This is a genomic window from Micromonospora sp. WMMD736, from assembly GCF_049179015.1.
GTDB lineage: Bacteria > Actinomycetota > Actinomycetes > Mycobacteriales > Micromonosporaceae > Micromonospora.
On the sequence record NZ_JBMHMI010000001.1, the window covers coordinates 6,426,640 to 6,440,758 of the forward strand.

At 70.8% G+C, this 14,119-nt stretch carries 10 protein-coding genes; 3 read left to right on the plus strand and 7 right to left on the minus strand.

Annotated elements, in window-relative coordinates:
• Positions 1–31: 31 nt before the first annotated feature.
• Positions 32–1,606 (minus strand): glycoside hydrolase family 43 protein, encoded by a 1,575-nt coding sequence (locus ACN269_RS29265; RefSeq protein WP_421475458.1) that lies wholly within the window; start codon positions 1,604–1,606, stop codon positions 32–34.
• Positions 1,607–2,070: 464 nt separating this feature from the next.
• On the opposite strand from ACN269_RS29265, the gene ACN269_RS29270 reads away from it, so the two are divergent.
• Positions 2,071–4,920: a glycosyl hydrolase family 95 catalytic domain-containing protein gene (locus tag ACN269_RS29270; RefSeq protein ID WP_421475459.1), complete on the plus strand. Its 2,850-nt coding sequence runs from the start codon at positions 2,071–2,073 to the stop codon at positions 4,918–4,920.
• 75 nt (positions 4,921–4,995) lie between these two features.
• Here ACN269_RS29270 and ACN269_RS29275 read toward each other — a convergent pair whose 3' ends face one another.
• Together ACN269_RS29275 and ACN269_RS29280 are read right to left on the minus strand one after the other, a co-directional pair.
• On the minus strand, positions 4,996–5,313 hold the full coding sequence (locus ACN269_RS29275; protein WP_421475460.1) for a hypothetical protein: 318 nt from the start codon (positions 5,311–5,313) through the stop codon (positions 4,996–4,998).
• 44 nt (positions 5,314–5,357) lie between these two features.
• The gene (locus ACN269_RS29280; RefSeq protein ID WP_421475461.1) at positions 5,358–5,807 is read right to left on the minus strand and encodes an iron chaperone; all 450 of its coding nucleotides are present in this window, start codon (positions 5,805–5,807) and stop codon (positions 5,358–5,360) included.
• Positions 5,808–6,022: 215 nt separating this feature from the next.
• Here ACN269_RS29280 and ACN269_RS29285 point away from each other — a divergent pair, with 215 nt between their 5' ends.
• Entirely contained in the window at positions 6,023–7,036 is a 1,014-nt protein-coding gene (locus tag ACN269_RS29285) for a LacI family DNA-binding transcriptional regulator (protein WP_421475462.1), read from the plus strand.
• 79 nt (positions 7,037–7,115) lie between these two features.
• On the opposite strand, the gene ACN269_RS29290 is transcribed toward ACN269_RS29285, so the two are convergent.
• The 4 genes from ACN269_RS29290 to ACN269_RS29305 are packed head-to-tail and all read right to left on the minus strand — an operon-like array spanning position 7,116 to position 11,912.
• Positions 7,116–8,828 carry an amylo-alpha-1,6-glucosidase gene (locus tag ACN269_RS29290; RefSeq protein WP_421475463.1) on the minus strand — a complete coding sequence of 571 codons (1,713 nt, stop codon included), beginning with the start codon at positions 8,826–8,828 and terminating at the stop codon, positions 7,116–7,118.
• Between the two features lie 32 nt (positions 8,829–8,860).
• Positions 8,861–9,685, minus strand: coding sequence for a carbohydrate ABC transporter permease (locus ACN269_RS29295; protein WP_421475464.1), 825 nt, complete (start codon positions 9,683–9,685; stop codon positions 8,861–8,863).
• A complete protein-coding gene (locus ACN269_RS29300) occupies positions 9,682–10,653 on the minus strand; it encodes a carbohydrate ABC transporter permease (protein WP_421475465.1) in 972 nt (323 codons plus the stop codon). Before ACN269_RS29300 ends, ACN269_RS29295 begins: the two co-directional genes overlap by 4 nt.
• A gap of 17 nt (positions 10,654–10,670) precedes the next feature.
• Positions 10,671–11,912, minus strand: coding sequence for a sugar ABC transporter substrate-binding protein (locus tag ACN269_RS29305; RefSeq protein ID WP_421475466.1), 1,242 nt, complete (start codon positions 11,910–11,912; stop codon positions 10,671–10,673).
• 298 nt (positions 11,913–12,210) lie between these two features.
• Here ACN269_RS29305 and ACN269_RS29310 point away from each other — a divergent pair, with 298 nt between their 5' ends.
• The gene (locus ACN269_RS29310) at positions 12,211–14,046 is read left to right on the plus strand and encodes an RICIN domain-containing protein (protein WP_421475467.1); all 1,836 of its coding nucleotides are present in this window, start codon (positions 12,211–12,213) and stop codon (positions 14,044–14,046) included.
• The last annotated feature ends 73 nt before the right edge of the window (positions 14,047–14,119 follow it).

Consider the following 14,119-nt stretch of genomic DNA (forward strand, 5'->3'; position numbering starts at 1 on the left):
ACGGCGAGTCTACGGTCGCGGCACCGGTCGTTCAGTCGGGCGGACGCGCCACCGGACGGTAGTCGAACCAGTCGAAGGCCGCGACGCCGTCGGTCACGTACATGCCGATGACCCGACCGGTGAAGCCGCCGGCGACCTCGGTGGAGAGGTACCGCCCGTCGAGTTCGGCCAGCAGCACGTGACCATCGGTGGTCTCCACCTCGAACGCGATCATGTCGCTGGTGGCGGGGCGTACCCCGAAGGGTTCGTCGGTGGCGGTGAGGTCGGCGGCGGACGTCACGGTCGGCGGGTAGAGATCGTGGGTCCGGGTGGTGATGGTCAGCACGAGCGGACCACCGGGTACGTCGAGGGTCGCGAAGACCTGCCGGAACGGTCCCACCCGGCCGACGACGCGGACGACGTCGTCCTGGACCTCGATGTCGTAGTGGTGCGCCTCGTCGATCCGCAGGGTGAGCCCGGCGGTGCCACCGCCCGGATCCACCCGCACGCTGGCGCGGCAGTCGTGGTGGCGTTGGCGGGCCGCCACGATCGTCGCGCCGGCGCGGTCCAGCGTCGTACCGGTGGCGTGCAGGGTGAGCCATCCGGGCCGCTCGGTCAACGACCAGGCCGCGTCGGGGCGGGAGCGGGGCGAGACCCACCCGGGTGTGAGGCTGGTCGAGTCGAAGTCGTCGCGGTGCGCGCCCGGATCGGGTGGGGCGGCCAGGGCCGGCGGGCTGCCGGCGGGTGCGGCGGTGATCTCCCGGACGGGGTCGACCACGGGCCAGCCGTCGACCCAGCGGACCGGCACGAGGAACGTCTCGCGTCCGAGCACGTGGAAGGGCGGCCACTGACCCTTGGGCCGGATCCCCAGCAGGACCATCCACCAACTGCCGTCCGCCGCCTGCACCAGGTCGGCGTGCCCGGCCGCCTGGACGGGGAGGTCGGTGCTCCGGTGGGTGAGGATCGGGTTGGTCGGCGCGGGCTCGAACGGCCCCCGAGGGGTACGGGACCGGGCGACCGAGACGGCGTGACCGGTGTGCGTGCCGCCCTCGGAGAGCAGCAGGTACCACCATTCGCCGATCCGGTACAGGTGCGGGGCCTCCGGGTACTGCCCGCCCGTGCCGGACCAGAGCGCGATCGGACCCTCGAACACCCGGCCCGTGTCCGGGTCGATCCGGTAGCCGTCCACTCCCGAGGTCGTCAGCCAGCAGGTGCCGTCATCGTCCCAGGCCAGGGATGGGTCGACGTGCGGCAGGTCGAGGTAGACCGGCTCCGACCAGGGGCCGGTGGGATCCGCCGCGGTGACGATGAGATGCCGGCCGAGGCTGACGTTCGTGGTGATCACCCAGAAGCGGCCGTCGTGGTGGCGGATGGTCGGTGCGAAGATGCCGCGGGAGGCGTCGGCGTCGGGTGGGAGCTCCAACTGGCTGGCACGGTCGAGGACGTTACCGATCTGTCGCCAGTGGACCAGGTCGCGGCTGTGCAGGAGCGGCACTCCGGGGAAGTACTCGAAGCTCGAGCAGACGAGGTAGTAGTCCTCGCCGACCCGGCAGACGCTCGGGTCGGGATAGAAGCCGGGTACGACCGGGTTGTGGTAGCCCGCAACGGCCGACGAGCCTGAGGTCACGGTTGCCACCTCCGGGCGGTCGCTGTCGGGATGTCGCGATTTGTTCGCGATAACATCTCGTGCCCATGGATGTTACGAACGAGCCACGTCGATGGCAAGGTGTCCGGATGGCCCGTCGTCGGAGCGCCCCTGCGCGGCGATCCGAAACATGACCGACACCTATTGACGCGCAGCGCCGCCATCTACGAAGGTCTATGGAGGACGCATGGCGCGCCGCCGGGAGCCCGGTGCGCCGGGCCCCTGGCTGTGAACGTTGCCCAACGGTGCGAGCGGGCCGCATCTGTTAGCGCTAACAGCCACCGCCCCACCACGCGTCCCCGGCCGCCGCCGAGCGTCCCCGCCAGGACTCGATCGGTACACCGGCCGTGGACACGTCCCCCGCCATAGCGCCAATTCCGGCGGCGCCTCCAGCGGCGCCGTCCCCACCTGCGTGAGGCATCTGGCCTGCGCAGATTGGAGAGACCATGTCCGAAGTGACTCGAAGAAACGTGCTGCGCGCCGGTGCCGTGGGCGCCGGCGCCGCGCTGCTACCGGTCGCGTGGTCCGCCGTCGCCCGCGCCGGCTCGGTCGCGCCGCCGCAGGTGCTCGCCGCCAATGACATGGCTCTGTGGTACGACGAGCCGGCGGGCACCGACTGGCTCCGCGCGCTGCCGATCGGCAACGGGCGTCTCGGTGCCATGGTGTACGGCAACGTCGACACCGAACGGCTGCAACTCAACGAGGACACCGTCTGGGCCGGCGGCCCGTACGACTCGGCCAACACCCGGGGCGCGGCCAACCTGGCCGAGATCCGGCGGCGGGTCTTCGCCGACCAGTGGACGTCGGCGCAGGACCTCATCAACCAGACGATGATGGGGAACCCGGGCGGTCAGCTCGCCTACCAGCCGGTGGGCAACCTGCGTCTCGCCTTCGGCTCCGCCAGCGGCGCGTCGCAGTACAACCGGACACTCGACCTGACCACCGCCACCGTCACCACGACGTACGTGCTCAACGGGGTGCGATACCAGCGTGAGGTGTTCGCGAGCGCGCCCGACGGGGTGATCGTGCTCCGCTTGACCGCCGACCGCGCCAACTCGATCACGTTCAACGCCACCTTCGACAGTCCGCAACGGACGACGATGTCGAGCCCCGACGCCACCACGATCGCGGTCGACGGCATCTCCGGGGCCATGGAGGGCGTCAACGGGTCGGTGCGTTTCCTCGCGCTGGCCCACGCCGCCGCGACGGGCGGGACGGTCAGCAGCTCGGGTGGCACCCTGCGCGTCTCCGGAGCCACGAGCGTGACCGTCCTGATCTCGATCGGGTCCAGCTACGTCAACTACCGCACGGTCAACGGTGACTACCAGGGCATCGCGCGCACCCGCCTCAGCGCCGCCCGCGGGGCGAGCTACGACCAGCTGCGCAGCCGTCACCTCGCCGACTACCAGGCCCTGTTCAACCGGGTGACCATCGACCTCGGGCGTACGGCGGCGGCCGACCAGCCGACCGACGTACGGATCGCCCAGCACGCGAGCACCAACGATCCGCAGTTCTCGGCCCTGCTGTTCCAGTTTGGCCGGTACCTGCTGATCTCCTCCTCGCGTCCGGGCACCCAACCGGCGAACCTCCAGGGCATCTGGAACGACTCGATGACGCCGCCGTGGGACTCGAAGTACACGATCAACGCCAACCTGCCGATGAACTACTGGCCCGCCGACACCACGAACCTGGCCGAGTGTTTCCTGCCCGTCTTCGACATGATCAAAGACCTGACGGCCACCGGGGCGCGCGTCGCCCAGGCGCAGTACGGCGCGGGCGGCTGGGTCACCCACCACAACACCGACGCGTGGCGGGGCGCCTCGGTCGTCGACGGGGCGCTGTGGGGCATGTGGCAGACCGGCGGCGCCTGGCTGGCCACGCTGATCTGGGAGCACTACCTGTTCACCGGCGACGCCGGTTTCCTGGCGGCCAACTATCCGGCGCTCAAGGGTGCCGCCCAGTTCTTCCTGGACACCCTGGTCGCCCACCCCACCCTTGGCTACCTGGTCACCAACCCGTCGAACTCGCCGGAGCTGCCGCACCACTCGAACGCCAGTGTCTGCGCCGGCCCCACCATGGACAACCAGATCCTGCGGGACCTGTTCGACGCCGTGGCCCGGGCCAGCGAGGTGCTGGGCGTGGACACCACGTTCCGCTCCCAGGTGCGGACGGCGCGGGACCGGCTCGCGCCGATGAAGGTCGGCTCCCGGGGCAACGTGCAGGAGTGGCTCGCCGACTGGGTGGAGACCGAGCGGAACCACCGGCACGTCTCCCACCTGTACGGTCTGCACCCCAGCAACCAGATCACCAAGCGCGGCACCCCGCAGCTCTACGAGGCCGCCCGCCGGACGCTGGAACTGCGTGGCGATGACGGGACCGGCTGGTCCCTCGCCTGGAAGATCAATTACTGGGCCCGTCTGGAGGACGGTGCCCGCGCCCACAAGCTCCTCAAGGACCTGGTACGCACCGACCGGCTCGCGCCGAACATGTTCGACCTGCACCCACCGTTCCAGATCGACGGCAACTTCGGCGCGACGTCCGGTATCGCCGAGATGGTGCTGCACAGCCACAACGGCGAGCTGCACGTGCTCCCCGCGCTGCCGAGCGCCTGGCCCACCGGCCAGGTCGCGGGCCTGCGCGGGCGGGGCGGGTACACCGTCGGCGTGGCCTGGACCAGCGGTCAGGCCGACGAGATCAGCGTCCGCGCCGACCGGGACGGCACCGTACGCCTGCGTGCCCGCCTCTTCACCGGGTCCTTCACCCTCGTCGACGTCGCCGACGGCAGCACGCCCAGCACCACCCGACCCGAGACGGACGTCGTCCAACTCGCGGTCCGCGCCGGTCACACGTACCGGGCGGCGCGGCCCGGTGTGACACCGTCACCGACGCTGAGCGCCACGCCCTCGCCCACCCTCTCGCCGACCCCGAGTCCGACCGACACACCGAGCCCGATCCCGACGCCGACGCCGACCGTGTCGAGCACACCCTCGCCGTCCGGCGCGCGGGCCACGTACACGGTGACGAACTCGTGGTCGGGTGGTTTCCAGGGCTCGGTCACGGTGACCGCCGGCGCGACGGCGATCCGGGGCTGGACGGTCGCCTGGACGTTCCCCAACGGGCAGGCGATCACCCAGATCTGGGGCGGCACGCACACCCAGAGCGGTGCCAGTGTGCGGGTGACGAACGTCGACTACAACGGGTCGTTGCCGGCCGGTGGCTCCACCACCTTCGGCTTCCTCGCCTCCGCGACGGGAACCAACAACCCGCCGACCGACATCACCTGCACCACCACCTGACCCGGCTCGTTCCCGCCCGCCGCCGCCGGCTGCGCGTCGTCGGCGGCGGGCCGGGGCGTGCCGCCCACTCGTCGCCTACCCCGCCGCGCCACCGTCCGCGCCTCGGACCCGCCTGCGCCATCGCCACCGTCGCCAGACGGCGACGACGCAGGCCACCGCGAGGAGCAGGGCCGCCGCGCCCTTCCAGGCGCGCTCCCACCACGGTCGGTCGGTGCCGAACGCCGCCTCGCCGCTCGCCATGACCCACACCCCGACGACCCATGCCCACTCCCAGCCGCGCGGCCAGGAGAAATCCTGCGGCGGGTCGGTGAACGCGCCGACCGCGATGACCGCGGCGCCGCCGACGAGGAGCAGCGGTACGCCGACGTCCGTGACGAACTCCCAGAACGACACGTGCCGATCATCGCTGGCGGGCGCAGGGCGCACCAGAGCGTGCGTCAGGAGACCGCCGCGCGCACCAGCTCGACGACCCGCTTCTCCACCTCGGGGCTCCACGCGCGCAGGGCGTACGCCACCGGCCAGAGGTCGCCGTCGTCGAGGTTGGCCGGGTCCTGGAAGCCCAGCGTCGAGTACCGGTAGTTGAACTTCCCGGAGTCCTGGAAGAAGACGACGATCTTGTCGGCGGCGTTCGCGTACGCCGGCATCCCGTACCACGTCTTCGGCGACAGCTCGGGCGCGGCCGTGGTGACCGCCACGTGCACCCGCTCGGCGAGCGCGCGGTCGTCCGGTGCCATCTGCGCGATCCGGTCGAGGACCGCCTGCAACCCGTCGGCCTTCTTGGCGCCCTTCTTGCCCTCGGCGCGCAGCTCGGCCGCACGCTCCTTCATGGCGGCGCGCTCCTCGGCGCTGAAGCCGTCGGAACCGGTCGTGGAGGACTTCGCGGACATGTCAGGCTCCCTCTCGCTCGTCGTGGTCCGGCGTCGTGCCGGCCACCTGGGAAAAGGCTAGGCCCGGACGGTACGGCCAAGCTTCTTGATTCCTGACCGGCTCGGTGGCCGGGTGCGCCGGGCGGGACGTCCCGGGTCGGCTCGCGGAGCGCTTATGCTCGGAACCCGGGTCAGGGCGCGTCCCGGCCGGACAGGGATCGAGTCGAGGGCGGCGGATGAACATCGGGGAGATCGCCCGACGGGCGGGGGTGTCCCGCAGCACGGTGTCGTACGTGCTCAGCGGCAAGCGGACGGTGTCGGAGGCGACCCGGCAGCGGATCCAGGCGGTCATCGACGAGCTGGACTACCGGCCGAACGCCAGCGCCCGCGCGCTCAAGGAGGGGCGTACCCGCACCCTCGGGCTGGTGATCCCACCGGCCAGCCAACGGTTGACCGACATGCAGTTGGGCTTCGTCGCCAGCGTCGTCGAGGCCGCCGCCCGACACGACCTCGACGTGCTGCTGTCCCCGTCGGGAGGCGACCACGACCGCTCGTTCGAGCGGATCGTCAGCGGGCGTCGCGTCGACGGCGTCGTGCTGATGGAGATCCGGTTGGAGGACGACCGGGTGACCCGGCTGACCCGCACCGGTCTACCGTTCGTCACGATCGGCCGTACGGCCGAGGCACACGGCATGAGCTGGGTCGACATCGACTACGCCGGGTTGATCGCGCGCTGCGTGCACCACCTGGCCGACCTGGGGCACCGCCACGTGGCCCTGGTGAACCGCTCTGCCGAACTGGTGGCGGCGGGTTACGGCCCCAGTCATCGCGCCCTGGCCGGCTTCCAGGCGGCGGTGGCCGAGCGGGGCCTCATCGGCACCGACGTCTGCTGCGGCGACGACTCCGCCTCCGGCGAGGCCTGCGTGGAGCAGTTGCTCGTCACTCATCCGGAGGTCACGGCGGTGGCCACCATCAACGAGGCGGCGCTGCCCGGGATGCAGCGCGCGTTGACCGGTGCCGGGCTGGCCGTGCCGGCGGACTTCTCCGTGACCGGCGTCGCCGCCCAGCACTGGGCGGAGGACTTCCGGCCGCCGCTGACCGCAGCGGACGTACCCATGCGGGAGATGGGCGCCGAGGCGGTGTCGCTGCTGCTGGAGATCATCGCGGCCCCCGGCAGCGTGCCGCGGCACCGCCTCTACAGCCCACCCATCTCGCTGCGATCCAGCACCGGACCGGTCCGGGTCCGCTGACCCGGACCGCTGCGCCGGCCGCGCGCGACCACGCTGCCGACCACATCGGCCACGCAGCCGCGCGGCCATGCCGGCCCGGTCACCGCCGTGCGGCCCGGCGTTCCTGGTGGGCGGCGGCGAGGATGAGGTAGCTACTGGCGGTCCAGGTGTACGCGCGGTCGCGCAGCCCCGCGCCGGTCTCGGCGTCGAAGTTCTCCGCGAAGCCCGACTTCTCGCAGAGCGCGAGGAAGCGCTGGCTGATGTCGTCGGCGATCGCGGTGTGCCCGGCCCGCCGCAGACCGTCCTCGACCAGCACCGTGGAGGGCGCCCAGATCGGACCCCGCCAGTAGCCGTCGGCGAGGTAGTGGGCCGAGTCCGTCGGCTCGGTCGCCAGCCCGTGCGTGGTGAGGTGGGCCTGGACGCCCCGGGCCAGCGCCTCGGCGATCGGGGTGGGCAGGTCCGCGCCGAGCGCGACGGGCATCAGGTCGAGCAGGCTGCGGCTGGTCCGCCGCTGCCCGGTGTGCGGGCTACGGGCAGCGAAGCGCTCACCGTCCCACAGCTCCCGGAACATCGCGGTGCGGATCCGGTCGGCTTCCCGGTGCCACCGGTCGGCCGGCTCGCCCAGCTCGACGGCGAGGTCGGCCAGGCAGTCCAACTGCGAGACGAGGAACGCCGCCAGGTCTGCGGTCTGTAGCACCCGGTGCTCGTCGAACGTGGTGGCGTTGTCCCAGCCGCTGTCGTTGCCGTGCTGGTAGTGCGGCAGGGCCGCACCGGGTGCGCGGCGCGCGTCCAACCAGAAGCCGGTCCAGCGGGCCAGCCGGTCGTACGTCTGCGCGAGCGCCGTCCGGTCCGGTGGGTGGGGGAGACGTCGGCGCAGCTGCCGCAGCGCCCAGCCGTGGATGGGGGGTTTGACGTAGTTGTGCAGCACCTCGGAGTGGGTGACCGAGTCGGGGAGCGCGCCCGCGGCGTCCTGGTGGTCGAAGGGCAGGTGGAACTGGTGCCAGGCCAGCTCCGGCTCGCCGGCCGCGAGGGCGATCGCGTTGAAGCAGTGGTCCCAGCTCCACACCTTGTCCATCCAGTGCTTGGACATCAGGACGGCGGGCCGGGTGACGAAGCCCGCCGGGTCGACGGTGGCGGACCACAGCACGTACGCGGCCAGTTCGGCGGCCGGGGTGTCCTCGCCGCGCCAGGGCGCGACCGCGTCGACGAACGCGGCGAACTCGGCGCTGCGCTGGTGGCACACCTGGTCGAAGGGGACGGCCGTGGCGTAGGGCCGGCGCGCGGTGGCGTACTCCTCGACGGCGATCTCCCACGGCTCGTCGGCGGCGAGGTCCAGGGACCGGTCGGCGGTGCCGAGCGCCTCGACGCCGTCGGCGCGGCGCAGCGCGCCGGTGAGGACCGTCACCCGGTAGCGACGCCCGGTCTCGTACGAGGTGAACACGTACGAGCCGTCGACCGGGTCGCGGTAGAGGTAGCTGCCGCTGAACGGGGTGAGCGTGTCCGCGGCCGCGGCGATCCGCAGGCCGAGCTGCCGACCCCGGATCCGCAGCGTGTCCGGTCCGTCGAAGACGGCCTCGACCCGACCGGGACCGGCACGCCACGTCAGCAGCGCGGGCGTGGCGACGACGGTGGCGTCCGGGGCGTCGGGGCGGAGGCGGAGCACCGGGTGCAGCCCGGTCTGGTGTGACACCAGGTGCAGGTCGTCGGCGTACGTCTTCTCGGCGACCACGGGGGAGATGTTGAGCCAGGATCCCCGGTAGCTGAACGGGATGTCCTGGATGGCGAACTCCGGACCGGACGGGGCGACAGTCATGGGTGGCGGCTGCCTTTCTGTGGTGCGGGTGGTCAGTCCCTGACGGCGCCGGCGGTCACGCCCATCGAGACGTACCGCTGAGCCAGGATCAGCAGGACGGCTGCGGGGACGGAGGCGACGACAGCGGTGGCCATGATGGCGTTCCACTGCTGGTTGTTGTTGCCGATGTAGTGGTAGATGCCGAGGGTGATCGGTTGGTGGTCGCCGCCACCGGCGAGGGTCGAGGCGAAGATGAAGTCCGACCAGGACCACAGGAAGGCGAACAGCGACACCGTGACGATCGAGTTGCGACTGACCGGCAGCACGATCGACCAGAAGGTGCGCAGCCGACCCGCGCCGTCGACCACGGCGGCCTGGAGTAGCTCGTCCGGGATGCCGGACATGAAGGCGGTGAAGATCAGTACAGCGAACGGCACCGCCAGGGTGGTGTCGGCCAGGATCAGGCCGGGCAGCGTGTTGAGGACGCCGAGCGTGAGGTAGATGGCGTAGAAGCCCATCGCCATGATGATCCCGGGGATCATCTGGGCGATCAGCAGCACGAAGCTCAGCACCGGGCCGCCGGGTGGGCGCAGCTTCGCGAGCGCGTACCCGGCGGGGGCGGCCAGCGCCACCGTCAGCGCCACCGTCCCGAGGCCGACCACGAAGCTGGTGCCGAGGTAGGGAAGCTGCTGGTCGAGGACGGCCCGGTAGCCGTCCAGCGTGCCGTTCGTCGGGAACAGGTGCGGCGGACTGGCCCGCATGTCCTGGTCACGGGTGAACGAAACGTTGATCATCCAGTAGACGGGGAAGAGCATCAGCCCGGTCAGCGCCAGACCGACGAGGGTCTTCCACCAGACTCTGCGCGGTGACGTGGTCATCGTAGGTGCTGCCTCCGTTGGAACCGGATGTAGCCGAGCCCGGCGACCAGCGCCAGCACGATGAGCAGGTTGCCGACGGCCGCGCCCGGCCCGAACTCGGGCAGCAGGTTGCCGAAGCCGAGACGGTACGACCAGGTGGCGAGCGTGGCGGAGGAGCCGCTGGGGCCACCCCTGGTCATGATCCAGATGATGTCGAAGACCTTCAGCGTGTAGATCAGCCCGAGCAGCAGCGTGATCGCGGAGACCGGGCGCAGCAGCGGGAAGGTGATCGACCAGAACCGATGCCAGCCGGTCGCGCCGTCGAGCGCGGACGCCTCGTACACCTCGACCGGGATCGCCTGTAGGCCGCTGTAGAGCACGACCAAATTGAAGGGGATGCCGATCCAGATGTTGGCGATGATCACCGAGGTGAGCGACCACGTCGGCGAGGTGAGCCAGTTGACCGGGTCGACCCCCACGACGCCGAGCGCGGCGTTGACCAGGCCCGAGTCGCTGTTGAGCAGCCACGACCAGGTCGAGGCGGACACGATCAGCGGCAGCAGCCACGGTACGAGGATCAGCGCTCGCAGGGTGCCCGACAGCGGGAAGTGCTGGCGGAAGAAGAGCGCCAGGGCCATGCCGATGGTGAACTGGAAGACGAGCGACGCGCCGGTGAACACCAGGGTGTGCGTCAACGTCGGCCAGAACGTCGGATCGGTCAGCACGGCGCGGTAGTTGTCCAGGCCGGCGAAGGGCGCGCCACCCTGCACGAAGGACCGGACGGTGTACTCGCGCAGGCTCAGCTCGACATTGCGGTAGAGCGGGTAGGCGTAGAAGGCCAGCAGGTAGCCGACCGTCGGTGCCAGGAAGGCCCACGCCGCCCATCGGCCGGTTCGGCGGGTACGGCGCGCGGCAGGCCCGGGTGGGGCGGCGTCCGCCGCCCCACCGTGGCCCCGCGTGGTGCGGGTGGTCTGTGTCGTGGGGGTCATGTCGTCGTTCGGCGCGCTTACTTGCTCGCGGCCGTGGCCTGCGCGGCGGTCAGTGCCTCCTGGGGCGACTTCCCACCGCTGAGCGCGGCCTGCATGGCGGTCCACAGAGGCTCGGAGATCTTCGGGTACTTCGTGCCGAGGTTGTCGCCGGTACGGCCCTTCGCCGCCCGGACCGCCTCCACCCAGACCTTGAGCTTGGGGTTCTCGGTCGTCTGCCGGTCCTGGACGGCGGCCACCGGCGCGACGTAGGAGAGCGTGGTGTCGGTGGTCAGGAGGTTGTCGGCGCTGGTCAGGCAGGTGACGAGCTGCTGCGACGTCGCGTACCGGCCGGTCTTGCGCTGCACCGGGATCGAGACGAACTCGCCGCCGGTCGGCGCCGGGGCCGGCCCGCCCGCGCGCGCCGGGATCGCGATGGTGCCGTACGAGAAGCCCAGCTTCTCGGCGTTCGCGAGCTGCCAGGTGCCGTTCTCGGCGAACGCGAAGTCGCCGGTGGCGAACTCCTGCCAGCTGGTGGTCTGGGTGTTGTTGATGACGGAGTTCGGCGCGAGACCCTGCTTCAGCCAGTCGGTCCACAGGGTCAGCGCGGAGATCGCCTGTGGCGAGTCGAGGCTGGTCAGCTGCGCGCCGGAGCCCCAGAACCAGGGCAGGAACTGGAAGCTGCCCTCCTCGGTGCCGATCGCGGAGAAGGTGATGCCCTTCTTGCCCTTGGCCTTGACCTTCGTGAGCGCCGTGGTCAGCGACGTCCAGTCGGTGACCGAGGCCGGGTCGACACCGGCGGCGGTGAGCAGGTCCTTGTTGTAGTAGAGCGCGAGCGTGTTGGCGCCGATCGGCACCCCGTACGTCTTGCCGCCACTCTGGCCGGCGCCGAGCAGGTTCGGCGCCATGCTCGAGGTGTCCAGCTTGTTCTCCTCGGTCGTGGTGAGCGCGCCGGCTTCGGCCAGGGTGGAGATGACCGGGTTGTCGACGATCAGCACGTCCGGCGAGTTGCCCTGCTGGGCGGCGAGCAGCGCCTTGTTGGTGAGGTCGGTGGTGTCGTAGCCGGTCCGCTCGACCGTCACGCCCGCCGAGGTTCCGCACTTCTTGAGCAGGGCGACCCAGTCCGAGTCGTCGGCGAACTGGGGGTACGGGTCCCAGACGAGGTACGCGCCACCGTCGTCACCGGAGTCCCCGGACGACGACGAGCAGGCGCTCACCGTCACGGCGGCGAGTGCTATCGCGGCGACGGCGGCCAGTCGCCGCCGTCGGTGGAGTCGGGTCATCTGCTGCCTCACTTCAACTCGATCGGGTGGTGGGGTCGTGGGTTGACCGTCGCGGGCCGGACCGGGTCCGACCATGAGGCGAACCGATTCGACGAACCGGTTCGCACGAAGATAGGACCGCCCGTGTCCGATGGTCAAGGGTTGATCGCGTGCCTGGTGACGAGTGCTGGGAAACGCCCGCTTCACCGGATCGTCACTTCATTGACATGAATGAGTCCCCGACCTACGATCCCTGCGAATCGATTCGCAAGCGCAGCCCTCCGGAGAGCGTCCCCCGCGCCCCACCAAGGAGCCGCCCGTGAAAACCCCGTCCCGCAGCAGGCCCGGCCGAGCCCACGCGCTCGTCGCCCGACTCGTCGTCGGCCTGCTCGCCGCCACCACGGCCGTCACCGTCGCCGCGTCCCCCGCCCAGGCCGCCGACGAGTCGATCAGCGTGAACTTCTCCACGACCACCGGAACACCGACCTACCGCGCTTCCGGCTGGATCTACGGCATGACCGAGAACGCCAGCGGCCCGCCCGACCACTTCTACCGCGACGTCAAGTTCCAGTACATGCGCGCCGGCGGCGCGCAGCTTCCCGGCAGCGGCTGGGTCGGCGGCAACTACGACCGCCGCTGGAACTCCACCCTGGCCCAGGCCCGCCGGACGGTCGCCCTCGGCGGGCAGTTCATCATCCTGCCGCACGACCTGTGGGGCGCCGACGGCGCGGGCATCTCCCGCTTCCCCGGCGACAACGGCAACTGGGCCGACTACGACAACTTCCTGACCCGGCTCATCGGCGACGTCCGGGCGTCCGGGCTGTCGGTCCAGTGGGACATCTGGAACGAACCCAACATCACCATCTTCTGGAACCGGCCGATCTCCCAGTACCTCGAACTCTGGCGGCGCACCTACCAGCGCCTCCGCGCCGAGTTTCCCAACCAGCTCATCGTCGGGCCGAGCTGCGCGTGCGTGCCGTCCACCAACCACGCGTTCTGGAACCAGTACCTGGACTTCGTGCGCTCGACGAACACCGTGCCGGACATCATCAGCTGGCACTCCCTGCCGGGTGACCCGGTCGCCAACGTGGCGGCCGCCAACGCCACCCTCGACCCGCGCGGCATCCCGCATCCCCGCCCGTACCAGATCAACGAGTACGGGGCGACCAACGAGCAGAACCCGGCCGACGGCGCCTGGTACATCTCGCGGCTGGAGCGGGCCCGGGCGGACGGCCTGCGGGCCAACTGGGCCAGCGCCGGCAACCTGCACAACGACCTCGGCAACCTGTTGGTCCGCAACTCGGCCGGGCAGCACCAGCCCAAGGGGGAGTGGTGGGTCTACCGCTACTACGCCTCCCAGGCCGGCGAGATCGTGGCGGTGACCGGCAGCCAGTCCTACGACGCGTACGCCACGAAGGCGAGCGGGGTGGCGAAGGTCCTGGTCGGTGGTGGTCGGACGACCGGCAACCTGGCCGTCAACCTGCAACGCCTCGACGCGACGAGCGGCCTGGTGCAGAACAACCAGGTGCGGGTGCTCACGCAGCGCATCCCGTACAACAACGGTGGCACCGTCCAGGGGCCGGTCACGGTCTCCAACAGCGTCGTCACCGTGTCGAACAACAACGCCACCGTGAACCTGCCGTACGGCAACCAGAACGACACGTACACGGTGACCCTGCTGCCACCCTCCGAGGCGGGTTTCCAGTCGGTGGCGGTGGCCCAGCACTCCCAGCAGTGCCTGGACAACACCAACCTGGGCACCGCCGACGGCAACGCCCAGCAGCAGTTCTACTGCGAGGGCGGTGACCAGCAGCTCTGGAACTTCCGGCCGGTCGCCGGCGTGGCCAACACGTACACGGTGGTCAACCAGCAGAGCGGCAAGTGCCTCGACGTCAGCGGCGCTTCCACCGCCAATGGCGCCGCGGTCACCCAGTGGACCTGCCAGAACGGGACGAACCAGCAGTTCACCCTGCGGAAGGTGACCTACTCCGGCAACGACTCGCACGACTACCAGCTCGTGGCCCGGCACAGCGGAAAGTGTGTCGACGTCAACGGGGTGTCCACGGCGGCCCGCGCGACGGTCATCCAGTGGCCCTGCAACGCGGTCGGCCAGGGCAGCCCGCTGAACCAGACCTGGCGGATCTGGGGGCGGTAGGCGGCGCGCGTGACGTCCGGCGGTGGCCGCCGGCACGGGTGGCCACCGCCGGATTCCCGCCGACCGGGCTTTC

What these genes read in the sequence shown, in the direction of transcription:
- ACN269_RS29280 (WP_421475461.1), bottom strand. Translation starts at nt 5,807, where the DNA reads ATGTCCGCGAAGTCCTCCACGACCGGTTCCGACGGCTTCAGCGCCGAG.
- ACN269_RS29305 (WP_421475466.1), bottom strand. Translation starts at nt 11,912, where the DNA reads ATGACCCGACTCCACCGACGGCGGCGACTGGCCGCCGTCGCCGCGATA.
- ACN269_RS29290 (WP_421475463.1), bottom strand. Translation starts at nt 8,828, where the DNA reads ATGACTGTCGCCCCGTCCGGTCCGGAGTTCGCCATCCAGGACATCCCG.
- ACN269_RS29300 (WP_421475465.1), bottom strand. Translation starts at nt 10,653, where the DNA reads ATGACCCCCACGACACAGACCACCCGCACCACGCGGGGCCACGGTGGG.
- ACN269_RS29270 (WP_421475459.1), top strand. Translation starts at nt 2,071, where the DNA reads ATGTCCGAAGTGACTCGAAGAAACGTGCTGCGCGCCGGTGCCGTGGGC.
- ACN269_RS29285 (WP_421475462.1), top strand. Translation starts at nt 6,023, where the DNA reads ATGAACATCGGGGAGATCGCCCGACGGGCGGGGGTGTCCCGCAGCACG.
- ACN269_RS29295 (WP_421475464.1), bottom strand. Translation starts at nt 9,685, where the DNA reads ATGACCACGTCACCGCGCAGAGTCTGGTGGAAGACCCTCGTCGGTCTG.